At 39.8% G+C, this 16,956-nt stretch carries 12 protein-coding genes; 5 read left to right on the forward strand and 7 right to left on the reverse strand.

Annotation, left to right across the window (positions count from 1 at the left end; all coding sequences use genetic code 11):
• Together EAX61_RS04920 and EAX61_RS04925 are read right to left on the reverse strand one after the other, a co-directional pair.
• Entirely contained in the window at positions 1 to 1,137 is a 1,137-nt protein-coding gene (locus EAX61_RS04920; protein WP_121916553.1) for an efflux RND transporter periplasmic adaptor subunit, read from the reverse strand.
• Positions 1,138 to 1,495: 358 nt separating this feature from the next.
• The gene (locus tag EAX61_RS04925; protein WP_121916554.1) at positions 1,496 to 3,409 is read right to left on the reverse strand and encodes an ABC-F family ATP-binding cassette domain-containing protein; all 1,914 of its coding nucleotides are present in this window, start codon (positions 3,407 to 3,409) and stop codon (positions 1,496 to 1,498) included.
• Between the two features lie 58 nt (positions 3,410 to 3,467).
• Here EAX61_RS04925 and EAX61_RS04930 point away from each other — a divergent pair, with 58 nt between their 5' ends.
• A complete protein-coding gene (locus EAX61_RS04930) occupies positions 3,468 to 3,872 on the forward strand; it encodes a DUF983 domain-containing protein (RefSeq protein ID WP_121916602.1) in 405 nt (134 codons plus the stop codon).
• Positions 3,873 to 4,049: 177 nt separating this feature from the next.
• Here the strand turns inward: EAX61_RS04930 and yiaA are convergent, their stop codons facing one another.
• Together yiaA and EAX61_RS04940 are read right to left on the reverse strand one after the other, a co-directional pair.
• Positions 4,050 to 4,517 (reverse strand): inner membrane protein YiaA, encoded by a 468-nt coding sequence (gene yiaA / locus EAX61_RS04935; protein WP_121916555.1) that lies wholly within the window; start codon positions 4,515 to 4,517, stop codon positions 4,050 to 4,052.
• A gap of 94 nt (positions 4,518 to 4,611) precedes the next feature.
• Positions 4,612 to 5,823, reverse strand: coding sequence for a zinc finger Ran-binding domain-containing protein (locus tag EAX61_RS04940; RefSeq protein WP_121916556.1), 1,212 nt, complete (start codon positions 5,821 to 5,823; stop codon positions 4,612 to 4,614).
• A 109-nt stretch (positions 5,824 to 5,932) separates the two neighbouring features.
• Between EAX61_RS04940 and EAX61_RS04945 the strand changes: the two genes are divergently transcribed.
• The 3 genes from EAX61_RS04945 to EAX61_RS04955 all read left to right on the forward strand — a co-directional run bounded on the left by EAX61_RS04945 (position 5,933) and on the right by EAX61_RS04955 (position 10,533).
• Entirely contained in the window at positions 5,933 to 7,396 is a 1,464-nt protein-coding gene (locus EAX61_RS04945) for a hypothetical protein (RefSeq protein ID WP_121916557.1), read from the forward strand.
• Between the two features lie 61 nt (positions 7,397 to 7,457).
• Complete coding sequence (locus EAX61_RS04950) at positions 7,458 to 9,938, forward strand: zinc-dependent metalloprotease (protein WP_121916558.1); 2,481 nt, start codon at positions 7,458 to 7,460, stop codon at positions 9,936 to 9,938.
• A 181-nt stretch (positions 9,939 to 10,119) separates the two neighbouring features.
• Complete coding sequence (locus tag EAX61_RS04955) at positions 10,120 to 10,533, forward strand: DUF4890 domain-containing protein (RefSeq protein ID WP_121916559.1); 414 nt, start codon at positions 10,120 to 10,122, stop codon at positions 10,531 to 10,533.
• A gap of 177 nt (positions 10,534 to 10,710) precedes the next feature.
• On the opposite strand, the gene hemL is transcribed toward EAX61_RS04955, so the two are convergent.
• Genes hemL through EAX61_RS04970 form a run of 3 tightly spaced genes read right to left on the reverse strand, consistent with a single transcriptional unit; the run spans position 10,711 to position 13,757 of the window.
• A complete protein-coding gene (hemL, locus tag EAX61_RS04960) occupies positions 10,711 to 11,997 on the reverse strand; it encodes a glutamate-1-semialdehyde 2,1-aminomutase (protein WP_121916560.1) in 1,287 nt (428 codons plus the stop codon).
• Positions 11,998 to 12,000: 3 nt separating this feature from the next.
• Positions 12,001 to 12,849 carry a glucosaminidase domain-containing protein gene (locus EAX61_RS04965; RefSeq protein ID WP_121916561.1) on the reverse strand — a complete coding sequence of 283 codons (849 nt, stop codon included), beginning with the start codon at positions 12,847 to 12,849 and terminating at the stop codon, positions 12,001 to 12,003.
• A 2-nt stretch (positions 12,850 to 12,851) separates the two neighbouring features.
• Positions 12,852 to 13,757, reverse strand: a complete 906-nt coding sequence (locus EAX61_RS04970; protein WP_121916562.1) for a 1-aminocyclopropane-1-carboxylate deaminase/D-cysteine desulfhydrase — start codon at positions 13,755 to 13,757, stop codon at positions 12,852 to 12,854.
• 306 nt (positions 13,758 to 14,063) lie between these two features.
• On the opposite strand from EAX61_RS04970, the gene EAX61_RS04975 reads away from it, so the two are divergent.
• Positions 14,064 to 16,898 (forward strand): beta strand repeat-containing protein, encoded by a 2,835-nt coding sequence (locus EAX61_RS04975; RefSeq protein ID WP_147448338.1) that lies wholly within the window; start codon positions 14,064 to 14,066, stop codon positions 16,896 to 16,898.
• Positions 16,899 to 16,956 lie beyond the last annotated feature (58 nt).

The raw sequence follows: 16,956 nt of genomic DNA on the forward strand, positions 1-16,956 counted from the left end.
CTAATTGTCTTGTGTTTGGGTGTTTTCTTTGCCTTTATAAACTTTTACAAGCATCCCTGCATAAGCGCCAGGTACTGGTTTACTTACAATCGCAGTTCCCTCTGGCACACCTTTTACAACCACTTCCTTCTCAGAAAAATAAACAGGGTTTACTTTAATTACATCAAGAATAGAGTCACGCACGGCGAAAAGCTGATTTTCTGGCTGTAATAATCCTCGGGGGATAGAAATAGCATTCGTTTCTTCTTTGGCTTGAAGTACGGCTTCTAGATATACCCCTTCTCTAAGTTCTTTATCGCTTACTTCAATGTAAGCGTTTATTGTTTGTGATGCTTGGTCTATATTTCCATTTACTCGGGTTACTTTTCCCTTATACTGTTTATTACCGTCTATGGTATTCAATTGCACTTCGTTTCCTACTTTTAACAAGTCTGCGTACGTTTTACTTATTGCCACTTCAAGTTCGTAAACACTAGTATCGATAAATTCTCCTAGCTTCTGTCCAGACCTCACGAGTGTTCCTTCGGTTACTAAAGCTTCAGTAAGAATACCGCTGAAGGGTGCTGTAATTCTAAATTTTCCTAATCGCTGTTCGAGATTTTTTACATTGTAATATGTGGTCAGAATATTTCGGCCAGAGATAAAGTAGCGTTCTTTCTCGCTGGTGATTTCTGGAAGTTCTGGTGTGGTTTTGTTTACGTCAAAATTATTGAGGTAAGTATCCCATTTTACGAAAGCGGAAGGATAGTCCAACCTCAAATCTGGCATAATAGCAGTGATCTGATTATACAATGCACTTTTTTGAGATTGTACGGTTGCATAATATTCTGAGCTATTTAAACTAAGCAAAGTTTCTCCCCTGCTGTAGGTTTGCCCTGGTTTAAAGAGCTTGCTACCCTTTTGTAGCACTCCTTGCACCTCAGAAAAAAGCTCCAACCGTCGCTGAGAAACCAAGTTTCCATTTGCCGAAATATTAATGGGTACAATTCCATTTTTTACGGTGTCAACAAAAACGGTTTTTACGACTTTTTTAGGCTTGGGACGAGTCCTCTGATTACTCGCTACGATGGCCTGAGATGCAAAATAAGCCCCTATAATAAGGAGCACCCCGAGGAGGGAAAGAATAATTTTACGCATTCTGATAATTTTGGTTGATTTCGACTCATTTGCCGAAATGACAAAGCTAAACCTGCTATTTGCGTAGCCGCGTTAAAATACTCTTAAAAAAAGTCAGAATCTCCCCGGAATAATAGGAACCAGATTTTGAAAAACGCCTATCCCCTTATTTGCCCACTTATTAATTGACTCATCGTCTAGGACAAGGAAGATCATACATTTGTATTATCATAAAAAAGGTGTCGCACCCCCCAACTATTTCCCCCAACGATGCTTTGCATCACGCGGCACCTTTTGTTTATATATAAAAACCTCGACACAGATATGTATCGAGGTTTTGATTTTAATACGCTTTCGCGAAAGCGGAGTTCAAGAAATACTAACTCAACGCATCGAGCTCCTCAGTTATTTTCTCCCAATCTTCCATAAACTGGTCGAGTTGCTTTTTCTTCTTGTTGTAATTCTCAAAGAAATTAGGTTTTGCCATGGTCTCCTCATAGTTTACAGCAAGCTGGACATCTATTTCCTTAATCTCGCGTTCCAGTTTATTGATATTAGACTCTACCTTGCTCAATCTGTTATTTAGGGATTTGAGCTTCTTTTGCTCTTCGTAGGATTGTTTTGTCTCCTTTGGCTTATCGGCTACTTTTTTTATTACGTCGCGTTTTTCGATTTCGCGCAAGTTTGTCACTTCACGTTCTTCTAAGTAATAATCTATATCTCCTAGATATTCTTTGATACGCTGGTCTTTAAATTCGTACACTCTATCTGTCAAGCCTTGCAAGAAATCACGATCGTGAGACACGACTATCAGGGTTCCTTCAAACTGTTTAAGACTATCCTTAAGTACATTTTTAGATTTGATGTCGAGGTGGTTTGTAGGCTCATCCATTACTAGGACATTAAAGGGTTGCAGCATTAGTTTTGCCAGCGCCAGCCTATTGCGCTCACCTCCAGAAAGGACGCGCACATACTTATCTACCTCTTCTCCACGAAACAAAAACGAACCGAGAATGTTGCGCACATTAGGCCGTGTTCTTTCGTCTGCCGCGTCGATCATTGTTTCCTCGACGGTTTTTGTACCGTCTAGGTATTCGGCTTGATTTTGAGCAAAATAACCTATTTGCACATTATGCCCTAACTTCACTTTACCGTTGTGTTCGAGCTCGCCCACAATGATTTTTGCCAGGGTAGATTTGCCCTGACCATTTTGCCCGACAAAAGCAGTTTTTGTATCCCGCTCGATAAGTAAATCTATATTTTGAAGCACTTTTTTGTCTCCATAGTTCTTTGCAACGTCTTCAGCCTCTACTACTACTTTGCCAGGAGTTACAGATACTGGAAAACGCAGGGTCATCACGCTGTTATCATCCTCATCTACTTCGATACGGTCTATACGGTCTAACTTCTTAATGAGCGATTGGGCCATTGTAGCTTTAGAAGCCTTTGCGCGGAATTTTTCGATGAGTTTTTCAGTTTGCTCTATTTGCTTCTGTTGATTTTTTTGAGAAGCCAGTTGTTGCTCACGTAATTCCTTACGTAGGACAAGATATTCTGTATATGGTTTTGGGTAATCGTAAATGCGCCCAAGTGAAATCTCAATGGTACGATTTGTTACATTATCCAGAAACATCTTATCGTGAGAAACTATTACTACTGCGCCAGTATATCCTCTTAAAAATGTCTCTAACCAAATAATAGATTCTATATCAAGGTGGTTTGTAGGCTCATCCAGCAATAGGATATCATTATCCTGTAGTAAGAGCTTTGCAAGCTCAATACGCATACGCCATCCACCTGAGAATGTATCTGTGATCTTCTCAAAGTCTTCTCGCTTAAAACCTAATCCTTGTAAAATTCGCTCAGTCTCTCCCTTATAACTATAACCCCCGTGCACCTCATACTGCTGCTGCACATCGTTTATATCAATCATTAATTGATTGTAACCTTCACTTTCATAATCTGTGCGCGTCGCCAGCTGAGTATTGATATCCTCCATTTGCGCTTCTAGTTTTTTTATTTCCTGAAAAGCTTCGTAAGATTCTTCAAGTACGGTGCGACCTTCAACAAAATCAATATCCTGTTTTAAAAAACCTATGGTTACTTCCTTTTCAATCGCTATAGAGCCTGTATCATACTGTTGCTCGCCAGAAATAATGCGAAGCATCGTAGACTTACCAGCTCCGTTTTTTCCCACCAATCCTACGCGGTCACCGTGACCTAATCTATAGGTGATTTCTTCAAATAAATATTCGCCCTGAAAAGAGACGGAAAGGTTATGGATATTAAGCATTCGTTCACATAAATTTGGTGCAAAGATGCTTAAATTTGCACAAAATAACCTCTGGTTTATGGGATTTATAAAAGGCACAAAATTATATAGCATTTTTACAGGAAAATGCCCTGTTTGTCATAACGAGTCCATGTACGAGGAGTCTAACCCTTATAAACTTAGAGATACGCTTAAAATGCACGAGCGCTGCTCCCATTGCAACACAAAATATAAAATAGAACCCTCCTTTTTTTACGGTGCGATGTATGTGAGCTATCCTGTTGGGATTGCATTTGCAACTGCTGCCTTTGTAATCACTTATCTCTTCTTTGGCGCTACACTAGTAAATACTTTTCTAGCTATTGTAGGCACGATGGTTATTTTTATGCCCATCATTATGAGGATTTCTCGCAACATCTGGATTAACTTTTTTATGAAGTATGATCCAAGTAAGGATGAGCTTTCTGGAGAAGCTAGTGTCTAATTACGCTTTCGCGAAAGCGAAAACATCTAGAAAACGTCTTACTGACTATTTCCTTTAAGTCCTGATTTATTAAAAACATAAAAACCCGACAGTACATAAGCACCATCGGGTCTCGAAGCAACCACGCCTCATCAAACAACAAACGATGGCACTATCGCACCATCGTTTATTGCGTTTCTATTTATTGTCATTAAACCATTTTACATCTCGAGTATTCTTTTGCACAGCAATGGCTGCAAAGAGACTTAGCGTAAAAGACATCCCGTAAAAACCTTTCTCACTCAATTCCAAGTCTGCATTCCAGAGACCGATGACGAGTAGTAAAATAGATGCCATCGTGACAAACCAACTCAATCCATAATAAATATCTGTCACCGGAACACCTTCCATTCTGTCTCTCACGCTCTTTTGCACAGAGATTACAGAGAAAAGTCCAAAAAGTAAGATAGTAAAGTAATACCCTTTCTCGTTCAGAAACATATCTGCATTCCACAGTCCTACACAAAAGGCAATCATCCCCACAAAAAGTGCACTCCACGATGCCGAGATAAATGCTGGCGACGGCTTGTTTTCAAAAGGAGTATTATCCTTCTTTTTTGACGTTTCAAAATTCTTGTTTTCGGTAGTTTCAAATTGATTTTCCATAATAATTGTTGTTTGTTGTTATTGGTTTTTTTGAGGAATTGTCCTCTCTGTTTTCGTATTCGGTATTCGACTTTTTTACACGAGGGTTTTAAGTTTAAGTGTTTTCGTTTTCGTTTTCGTTTTCGTTTTCGTTTTCGTTTTCGTTTCTAAGAGAGCCTTCGTTCTTCAAGTTCAAGTTCGTTTTCGATTTCATAATATGGTCTCCGCAGGAATAACAATGCGGTAAATGCGCATAGTTCTGAGTGCCACAGGTATCGCAATTCTTAAAAAGTTCTAGTCCGCAATGCCTGCAATATGGGGTGATTTTGTAATGCAACAGCGCTCCTTTTTTGTGACCGCTTTGATGCAATTCATTAATGAGATAATCTTTCCCGCAGCTAGGGCACATATGATTTTCTAGGGCTTTCTCTGCCGTTTCTTCCTTAATTTGTTCAGAACGCTCTTTTGTACTGCGTTGTAATTCTTGTTTTTTACGTTTTACAAAAGCTCTCAAATATCTAATAGCATAAATCCCTATGAATACGGAAAGTATTATCCCGATACTATAGCGCACATATCCCCCATAACTGGGTAAGTAAGGCACAAGTCCTACAAAAAAGGCGTACATCGAGAAGAAGACAAAACCACGAAATAATGGCCAGTAACTATTTCCCCTTCTCTTGAGTAACATATATACACCTATTAATAGAATAGGCAATACAAACAGCAACCTGCTCAAGAAAATGCGCAGTTCATAAGCGCGTACTGCGGTAGTTAGCAGCTCATAGGCCTTTTCTTGTTCTGCTGTAATACGATTATAATTTGCACTTATAGTGGACTGCAAATCTTCAATACTCGCTTTATGCAAAAGGCGTTCTTTCGTAATTCTTTTAATAGAATTTTGTAAAGAGTCCATCTCACGATTACGCAAATTGATCTCATCATTTACTGTATTGGATTGCGTTGCCGTACGATTAGAAATCCACGATGCAAAGGATTGTCTTTTTTCGTCCAGCGTTGTTTGTTCCAGATCCATTCGTAATTGGATCGATTTTAGTTCGTCTCTCTTTATCTGAGCTTCTTGCTCGAGACTATCTGCAATTACTCGATATTTACGAATATCTGTCCCGGGCTCATAAGTACTTAACTCTGGATAAGGCTTCACACTATCCATATCCCAGATAATTCTATTTGCCAATCCTATTAAAAAAACTGCAAGTGCAATACTGATAACGTAGTGTATTAAAGTGGTGGTCCGAGTAAGCTTTTTATTATTAAATTCCATAGTTGTGGTTGCTTGATTACGATACAAAGATGAAGCAGCCATTACGGTTTACAAATTCAACTTTTACATAATACTTATGATATAAATAAAACGTAACACTTATTAATTACTATATTTATTGAATTTTATAATTATTTACTTACGATATAAAATGTCTTTAAAACTACTTATTGATACGTTACTACCTGAAGAAATACCTCTTTTCAAATCTTATCTGAGGAAAAGAAACAAGCGCAGCAGCACAAAAAACATAGCGCTCCTGGATGCTGTCGTAAATGGTATTGAAATAAAAAATATAGACACGCATCTGTATGGAAAGTCTTCAAGGAATGCCTATCACGCATTATCAAAACGCCTACACGACAATCTCATAGATTTTATCGCCAGTCGTAGTTTTGAAACCGAAGCTTCTGAAGAAATGGAAATATTCAAACTGCTCCTCGCAGCACGCATCTTTTATGAAAAACAACATCACGCCCCAGCCCGCAAGACACTTTTAAAAGCAAAAGCAAAAGCCCAGAAAATAGACCTCTATAGTGCCTTAAACGAGATTTATCATACGCAAATTCAGTACGCTCATTTACACAAAACAGAAGATTTAGAAATACTCATCGCAGATTTTGAGGAGAATCAAAATCTGCTCCTACAGCAAGAAAAACTCAATATTGCATACGCCACCCTCAAGGTAAAACTAAAGGCGCCTCAAGCAGATATGCAGAAAACCTTGCTATCCACTTTCGGGCAATACGGTATTACGATTAACAACACTCTTACTTTTAAATCGCTGTACCAGTTGCTGGAAATCATAACCTCTGCGGCACATCTTATATCCGATTTTGCTGGAGCGCTTCCTTTTATTACAAATATCGAGCAGGCTATTATCCCAAAAATTCAAGATGGAAAACACTTATATTATAGGATACATTATTTCTACTTGATGACAAACTCCTATTTCCGCAATAGAGATTTTGGGAAGGCACAAAACTACTTGAGCCAGATGAAAACTGCGATGAAAGAAGAGCGGGGACGGTATGTAGACCGCTTTTGCGAAAACGCACTTCTACTAAAAACACTTCTAGACAACTACACAGGTAATTCAAGTAAAGCCACAGCTACTTTACAATCCCATTTTGAAAAAACCTCAAAAAAGAATGCCCCAAATCCCGACCTTGTTCTCGCTCTTACCGTATTCTACGTGCAACAAGCCGAACACAAAGCGGCACTTTCTACATTAAACAGATTAAAACACACAGACTCGTGGTACCTAGAGAAAGCTGGCGAAGACTGGCTCATAAAAAGAGACCTCGTAGAACTTATTGTTCACATAGAACTTGAAAATATAGACCTTGTAGAATCATTGCTCAAAAGATTTCGGCGTAAATATAAATCTCAGATTAAAAACGATCAGAGACTGGAACAGTTTTTAAAGTTTGCTACGACAATGTATCGTGGGGATATGGATACGGTCGCGGCACGCTTTCGCGAAAGCGTAAAAAGTCAACTCAAAACCTCAAGCATTCTAAAAGAAGATATCTTTATGTTGAGTTTTTATGCGTGGGTAAAATCAAAAATGACAGGGCAACCGCTATACAAAACCACATTAGCGTTGTTATGATTTTCTTAACAACCTACTCTAGGCGCAATCCCTATCTTGAAGCCTTCCAAAAAAAAATAATATGCGATTAAAATTACCCACACTTACGGCAAGTCTTCTAGCCGTACTCGTAGTAGGCTGTAGTTCCTTAAAAACAACAAAAAAAGGCGCCACCGCGAGCAAAGACAAGGACAAAGACAAAAAAGAAAAAATCAAACCTTACAACAAGGTAATTACGGATGAAGCAAAAAGTGACGAAGGTCTTTTTACCGTGCACCATCTGGATGATAAGTATTTTTACGAGATTCCAGATTCACTCTTTGAGCGGGAGATGCTAATGGTTACTCGCATTGCAAAGACCGCTACAGGACTAGGTTTTGGCGGCGGTAAGCAAAACACCTCCGTGCTTAGGTGGCAAGTAAAGGACAAAAAAGTCCTACTCCGTGTAGTTTCACACGAGATATTTGCTGCCGATTCGCTTCCCATTTCTGAAGCCGTAAAAAATAGCAATTTTGAGCCTATACTGTATGCTTTTGATGTGGCGGCATATCACAAAGATTCCATTTCTGACAACAGAAACACAGTCATAGATGTTACAAAACTCTATACAGACGATGTCGCTCCTCTCGGACTTCCAGATAGACGAAGAAAAGGCTATAAAGTAAAAAACCTGGACAAAGACCGCAGTTACATAGACACTATACGTAGTTACCCACACAATATTGAGGTGCGTACGGTAAAAACCTATAATGCCTCAGAGCCACCCTCTAATGCTGCTACAGGATCCATCTCGCTTATGATGAGCAACTCGATGATTTTGCTACCTAAAGAACCTATGAAGCGTCGCTATTTTGACGAGCGTGTGGGCTGGTTTGGACGTGGACAAACAGATTACGGACTCGAAAATCAAAAAAGTAAAACCGTACGTTACCTAGACAGATGGCGACTAGAAGTAAAAGATGAAGATCTGGAAAAATTCAACCGTGGTGAACTCGTTGAGCCCAAAAAGCAGATCGTATACTACGTGGACCGCGCGACTCCTAAAAAATGGATTCCTTATATCAAACAGGGAATAGAAGACTGGCAAGTAGCCTTTGAAGAAGCAGGCTTTAAAAATGCCATCATTGCAAAAGACCCGCCTACTGTAGAGGAGGATCCAGAGTGGTCACCAGAAGATGTAAGATATAGTGTCGTACGTTATCTTGCCTCACCTATCCCAAATGCAAATGGACCTCACGTAAGTGACCCGCGTAGCGGAGAAATACTGGAAAGTGATATAAACTGGTATCATAATGTAATGACCTTATTACACAACTGGTACTTTGTGCAAACCGCAGCGATAAATCCTGAGGCGCGCAATAACGAATTTAAGGATGAAATTATGGGACGATTAATTCGTTTTGTGAGTTCGCACGAAGTTGGACATACCCTAGGATTACCCCACAATATGGGAAGTAGTGTTGCTTATCCTGTAGAAAAATTGCGTGACCCAGCTTTTACAAAAAAATATGGAACCGCCCCATCTATAATGGACTATGCACGTTTTAACTATGTTGCACAACCAGGTGATGGTGATGTTGCTTTAATGCCTAACATAGGAATATATGATAAATATGCTATTAAATGGGGATATCGTCCCATCCCAGATAAATCTGCAGTAGATGAAAAGAAAACACTTGATAGTTGGATTCTTGAGCACGCTGGGGATCCTATGTATCGTTTCGGACGTCAGCAATTTGGTGTCATCGACCCTAGTTCTCAAACCGAAGATTTAGGCGACGACGCAATACTGGCGAGTGCTTACGGCATTAAAAACCTAAAACGTATCGTCCCAAATCTTACAGAGTGGACTGCAGAAGATGGACAAAACTACGACGAACTAGACAAGATGTACGGGCAAGTATTATCTCAATACAACAGATATATGGGACACGTCACAGCAAACATAGGCGGCGTATATGAAATGTATAAAACCTATGATCAGGATGGAGCAGTATACACACACGTTAATTCCGCAAAGCAGAAAGAAGCAATGCAATTTCTACATGATCAACTTTTTGAAACACCAGAATGGCTTCTGGACAATTCCATTTTTGACAAGATTGAGAGCGCAGGAAGTGTAGAGCGTATACGTCGATTCCAGACTAGAACATTAAATAATATTCTTGATTTTGGAAGAATGGGACGTATTATAGAGAACGAGGCAAAAAATGGAGCTACTGCCTACCCGCTTCTAGAAATGATGGAAGATCTACGCGATGGACTATTTAGCGAACTGCAACGTGGATCCACTATAGATGTGTACCGTCGTAATCTCCAGAGGGCTTATGTAGAGCGCCTAGAACATTTAATGACAGAAGAGCAAGAAGGAAGTAACCGCTTTGGCTCCCGTACCGATGTTGACGTAAGCCAGAGTGACATTCGTCCCATTGTACGTGCAGAGTTAAAGCTACTTAAAGGCGCCTTACAACGCGGACAAAACAGGACTCGTGACCGTATGACTAAGTTCCACATAAGTGATTTAATAGAGCGCGTAGATATGATCCTTGAGCCTAATAAATAGGTTGTAAATTTTTGTTGTTACGCTTTCGCGAAAGCGTAATACTCGTTAAAAGTCGGCTGCAAACTGTGGCCGATTTTTTTGTTCCATAATATCAAATTTTAACTTTAAGGCAACTAGATTTTAAACCTTCTGAAAAAAAAAGCGTCCTAATAGCGTTCACAATTTAAAAAACAGAATACTTATGAAAAATGTAATGATTGCCATAATGCTACTTGTAACTGTAGCAATGACGGCACAGAGAAACCGAGGACAAAACGAGAGATTATCCGAAATGTCAGTAGAAGAAAAAGCGACGCTTGCCACAAAAAAGGCAACCCTAGCACTCGCTCTTGATGACGCTCAGAGTAAGAAGATGTATCCTATTATTTTAGCTCAAATCACAAAACGAGAAAATTTTAGAAAATCCAGAAAGGATGAAACAGAAAAACCATCTAAGGAAGATCGCATCAAAATGGGCAATGAGCGACTAGATGAGAAAATTGCGATGCAACGTCAGGTAAAAGCTATTCTCAACGATGAGCAGTTCCAAAAATGGCAAAAGCATATGCTACGTAACAAAAGAGATAGAGGAAAACACAAAAAAAGAGTCAAATAAGACCGAAGAATCTAAGACTTTTAGGTCAAATCTTAAATTTATAGTACATTGCAGTATTGTAATCTGAAAATCGATATTCAGAAATCTCATTAATCAAGCTTTTTGAGTAAACAATACCCTTACAAACACTTGAATTAAGATTACAATATAAAAGCATCCCTAGGGATGCTTTTTTTTTTATAGTGTCGAGGCTACTTTGCGTACGGCGTTAATGGTCGTATCAAGATCTTCATAGGTAAGCGCATCTGTTATAAACCAAGTTTCATAAGCACTAGGAGCTATATAAATACCTTCTTCCAGCAAGCCGTGAAAGAATTTCTTAAAGGTATCGTTATCGCCGTGAGCAGCCGTTTTAAAATTGACCACAGCATCTGGGGCAAAGTGTACAGAAATCATTGAGCCTACTCTATTTATGGTATGGACAATCCCATTATCTATTAATGCCTTTTGAATGCCTTTGTGAAGATATTCTGTCTTTTGAGCGAGTCTGTCAAATACTTCTGGATCGTCATTAAGAGCTTTTAACATCGCAAGTCCCGCTGCCATTGCAAGCGGATTCCCACTCAAGGTTCCCGCTTGATACACGGGCCCTAATGGCGCAAGATGATTCATAATTTCATTGCGAGCTGCAAAAGCACCCACAGGAAGGCCACCACCTATAACTTTTCCGAAGGTCACGATATCTGCAGCCACCCCGTATAATTCTTGTACACCTCCCTTTGCAAGTCTAAAACCGGTCATTACTTCGTCAAAAATGAGTAGGGTATTGTTTGCATCACATATTTCGCGCAAGCGGGATAAAAATCCTTCTGCAGGAGGGATGCAACCCATATTACCAGCAACAGGCTCTATGATAATGGCAGCGATCTCATTAGGATTTGCTTTGAAAAGCGCTTCTACATTTTCTGTGTCATTGTAATTTGCAAGCAAAGTATCTTTTGCCGTTCCTTCTGTAACTCCTGGACTATTAGGGCTTCCAAAGGTCACAGCACCACTTCCTGCCTGAATTAAGAATGAATCTGAATGGCCGTGGTAGCAGCCTGCAAACTTTATTATTTTCTCTCTTCTTGTAAAGCCGCGAGCGAGTCGCACAGCACTCATACAAGCTTCTGTACCACTATTTACAAAGCGTATTTTGTCTATGTTAGGAACCATAGAAACCGCAAGCGCAGCTATCTCTGTTTCTATCTCTGTGGGCATTCCAAATGAGGTGCCTTTTTGAGCCTTTTGCACAACAGCATCTACAACAGGAGGGTATGCGTGGCCCAATATCATAGGGCCCCAAGAGTTTATATAATCTATGAGTTTGCGACCATCTTCATCGTATAAATAGGCTCCTTTTGCACTTTTTACAAAAATAGGATCTCCTCCCACAGCCTTAAATGCGCGCACAGGACTATTTACTCCTCCTGGAATTACCTTTTGCGCTTCAGTAAAAAGCGCACTACTTCTTTTATAAATCATGTATTAATATCCTTTACTTAAAGGTTTGATATAAAGCACTTGTCCCTCAAAAATCTCGTTGCTCTCCAAACCGTTTATCTCTTTGAGCATCTCGACAGTAAGATTATATTTTTTTGACAAGCGATAGAGCGTCTCTCCCTTTTGCACCGTATGTTGATCCAGCTGGTCTGTCACTCTAGTATAGTCTGACTCAGACTTTCCTAAGACTTCGCCATCATAACGGTATAACTGATAACGTTCAATAAGGCTTATCAATTTTGCCGGATATTTTTTATCTGTTGCATAACCTGCTGCTCTTAAACCCTTTGCCCATCCTTTATAATCATCTTTGGGGAGTTTAAATAAGTCGGTATAGCGTTTTCTATTTGTGAGAAATAAGGAATGATCGCGATAGGAGAATTTTGCAAGACTATATTTCCTAAAGCATTCTCCTTTTGAATCATCATCGTGAGAAACCGTAGCCCCTTTCCAGTCGTGGCATTTTATGCCAAAATGATTATTTGCCTTGCGAACCAGTTCTCCTTTTCCTGCTCCCGACTCTAGAATTCCTTGAGCTAGGGTTATACTCGCTGGGATTCCGTATTGTAGCATTTCTTCTTTGGCAATTTCAGAATAGGTATCCACATAAACAGACACACCATCTTTAGGAATAGGATTAACACCATTATCCAGCGGATCTTTTGCTGGCGCGACTTCAACCTCCTTTTCCTTTCTTGAATCAGCCTTCCCCTTGGTCATCACTCTACGCTCTCTTTTTTCAGGCTTCTTATAATTACGAGAAGTTTTTTTTGAACTCCCACAAGAAGTAACGAGAAGTCCAACAAAAAGAATTAAAAAAATACGTCTATACATCATTATACTTCAATTAAAGGAAGTCCTTTCTTATTCAACAGCTTATTCATCCCGGCGATACCCTGAAGACCTCCAGTATGTATTGCTAAAATACGGGAATTCTGAGGAAAGTAACCTTGGGATATCAAATCAAAAATCCCGTACATCATCTTTCCTGTATAAATAGGATCTAAAGATATGCCTTGTTCTTTTTTAAAATCATTTATAAAACTAACGAGCTTTCTATTTATTTTGGCATATCCTCCAAAATGATAATCGGCTATTAATTTCCAGTCCGTATTACTCGACCATTGTTGTATTTCACCTTTTATCCATTCTCCCTTTAAAGCAGGAAAACCTAAAACGTTTTGGTGATCGCTCGCCGTATTTATTATCCCCGCAATGGTTCCGCCAGTACCCACGGCGCAACAGACATAATCAAAACGCTCATCTTCGGTACTTAAAATTTCTTCACATCCTTTTACGGCTAGGTCGTTCGTACCTCCTTCTGGGATAATGTAGGGGTTGTCAAATTTACTTATTACGCTTTCGCGAAAATATACCTCATTTTTATCCCGATAACTTTCTCTAGACACAAAATGTAATCTCATACCACAATGTCGAGCAAAGGCAAGTGTTGGATTTTGAGCCAAAGTTTTGTTTATATCATTTCCCAACTCCTCGCCTCTTATAATTCCTGTGGTATTAAATCCTTCCAATTGTCCAGCCGCTGCAACTGCAGCAATATGATTGGAATATGCTCCGCCAAAGGTTAGGATGGAAGTGTGCTGTTTTTCTTTCGCAAAAGCGATATTGTACTTAAGCTTTCTAAACTTATTTCCTGAGACGTATGGGTGTATTTCATCCTCCCGTTTCAACCAGATTTCTATATTATTTTCATTGGTATAATGTAAAATCTGATTGTGCATTGTAAGACATACATATTAATGGTCAAAATTATAGAATTATAGTCAACTCAGTTCATTTTACCAGTCTAAGATTTGATCAAACTATCAAGTTATGCAGCAGCCATTTGACGTTTTGCCACAAAATCTTAAGAACAAAAAAGCATCATAAAAACAAATATTTTCAAAAGTGACTATCATGAGCTTTATTAAAGTATTGCTATCCAGTCTGTTATCTTTGTCTTTTACATTTTATCCGTTTTTATTTACACTTTAACGGTTTTTTAAGAAAATTTTTTAATTTGCGGCGATTATTTAAACCCCTAAATCATGAACTTCAGAATTTCAATTATGCAACTCATAAGTTGCATAATACTAATCGCTTTAAGTCAGAATACTATCGCCCAAGTAGGGATAGGAACCACAACCCCTGCAGAAGGTGTAATGCTCGATATAGAAAGTACAAATTCTGGAATACTCATTCCTAGAGTAGCGCTTACCAGTAAAGCAACACAAGCACCTATAACAACGGTGGGTGCGCTCCAAGTAGGGACACTTGTTTTTAATAATGCCACGGCCGGGACGGGCTCTAACGCCGTGAGCCCAGGATTCTATTATTGGAGTGGTTCTCTTTGGACTGCCATCACACCAGCTGCTCTAGACGCTTGGGAACTTGAAGGTAACGCGGGTACTACTCCTGGAACTGGACCGGGACAGAATTATTTAGGAACGTCTGACACCCAGAATTTAATCATTGCTACAGATGGAAGTCCTGTGTTAACTTTAACGACTGGAGGACAAATTCAGGCAAATAATCCTGGGACACTTGCAAACCCTTCATTCACTTGGAGTGCAGATACGGATACAGGACTTTTCAAAACTGGAGCAGATGTAGTGCAGCTTACCGCTGGTGGGCGAGAACTTGCCTCCTTTATAGAAGCAGGAAATAACTCCGAAGTAGTAATAAATGATTCGAGTGTTAGAACAAACTTTAGAGTCGAAGGAAATAATGACACAAACGCTCTGTTTGTTGAGTCTCAAACCGATGATGTAGGAATTGGAACTAATGACCCTGATGCACGATTAGAAATACGTCAGAATAGTGCAACCACAGAATCTGAAATCCTCAAACTCACCTCACAATCAGATAGAGGGTTATCCATCTTATCTCCAGATGCAGGTGATAACGATGATCCATTTACATATTCTACAAACAATGCACACCAATTTAGAGTAGATGCAAATGACGCGCTACTCATTGCTAGTGATGGTGATATAGGTGTAGGAACAACTAATCTACAAGGAGGTGCTCAATTAGAAATGGGGGCAACAGACAAAGGTATTCTTATTAATAGAGTAGCCCTCACGGGTACAGCCGATACGGGAACGGTTACTGTCAATGCAGGGGCTGCAGGTATGTTAGTATACAACACAGCATCTGCGGGTACTGGTGCAACTGCCGTAAGTCCAGGCTTCTATTATTGGAATGGTACTGCTTGGATTGCAATGGGCGGAACAAATGGCAATGACTGGGCGCTTGAAGGTAATTCAGGCACGACTCCAGGGACAGGACCAGGACAAAATTATCTAGGTACTTCGGACGTGACAAATCTTATAATCGCTACTAGCGATACAGAAAGAATGAGAATCTTAGCAAATGGAGAAATAGGAATAAACAGCGCCGGTAATGCAGCATTTCGCCTAGTCTCAGTTGGGACAGATGGAGAAATTGCTTTAGGTGGATTGTCATCTACAACTGGTTCGGGTGTGCAAGGTGGTAATACTGGAACTGGATTTGGGGTGATCGGATTTGGAGCTAATACAGGTGTTGGTGTACAAGGCCAAAACTCTGGAGCAGGTAATGCTGTTGTTGGAATTAATACCGGAACAGGTAGTGGAGGCTACTTTCAATCTGGAGATGTAAATTCGGCGCTAAGAAGCTTTGCTACTGGGACGGGTTATGGCCTTGCGGGTGTCAATTTAGGAACCGGTAACGCAATATACTCGCAGTCAACCGATGGTATTGGTATTGTAAACATTGTAGGAGGAAGTAATGTAGGATTATACACAGACCTTACCGACGCTGGAGGTATTGGGGAACAAATAGATTTAGACACAAATGATGGAACGGGCGTATTTGTCATAGCAGTAGATGATGCTACCACCCCTACTGCTGGAGGTAATGCTTATGGTTTTTTTGCAGAAGTAAGAACCCAGACTGCTACAATCGGAAATACTGTATCTGGAGCCGCCTTTGTGGGAAACCAAACAGGAGTTGGGCACGGTATACTGCTTAACCATTCTGGAATAGCGGGAAGAAATGCAGAGTTCAACATTGAAAATAACCTTAATACCGATCCTACGATTTTTGCAACGCATCAAGGAGAAGGCTCTACCTTACAAATCCAAAATCAAAAGAATAATGCTATTGGGACCTTGTCAGTTGCAGATATTTCCTATACCGGAATAGGTAACATAGATCATATCGCTGTAAATGCAAATTCAACCCCGGGAGTAGGATTTGGGGTCGGAGTACTTGGTACAGGAGGTTTTTACGGTGTATTTTCAAATGGAAATTTTGGGGCCACCGGAACTAAAACCTTTTTAATTGATCACCCTGAAGATCCGAGCAATAAGCTTCTGAGACACTATTCAGTAGAGTCGGACGAAGTTCTCAACATCTATAGAGGAACAGCAACATTCGATAGTTCAGGGAATGCTACAATAGATTTACCTTCTTATTATGATGACGTAAATAGAAATCCTTCCTACCAACTAACAGCAGTAGGAGCAGCAATGCCTAATATGTATGTTGCCCGAGAGATAGCAAACAACAGTTTTATAGTTTCAGGAGGAGTGGCTGGCGCAAAAGTATCCTGGCAGATTACAGCAGAACGTGACGACCCATATATGCAACAAAACCCTGAGCTAAGAAAACCAGAACTTATAAAAGAAGGTACCAGAGCAGGGAAATATCTTACTCCAGAACTTTATAACCAACCTAAAGAAAAAGGGATGTTCTATACTAATGGGAAATCCAAAAAAGAAGCCACATCAAAAGCTGCAATAAATCCTAAAGCAGCCTCAATAAGCCCACAACTTCTTGAGGAAGACAAGAACATAAAGATTGCTACTCCAATACAAGAAAATCAGAAAGAGCGGTAATTAAAAAATAATATTTTTTTCAATAAAGCCTCAAGAGTTCAATTCTTGAGGCTTTTTA

It is taken from the genome of Dokdonia sinensis (assembly GCF_003688895.1).
GTDB lineage: Bacteria > Bacteroidota > Bacteroidia > Flavobacteriales > Flavobacteriaceae > Dokdonia > Dokdonia sinensis.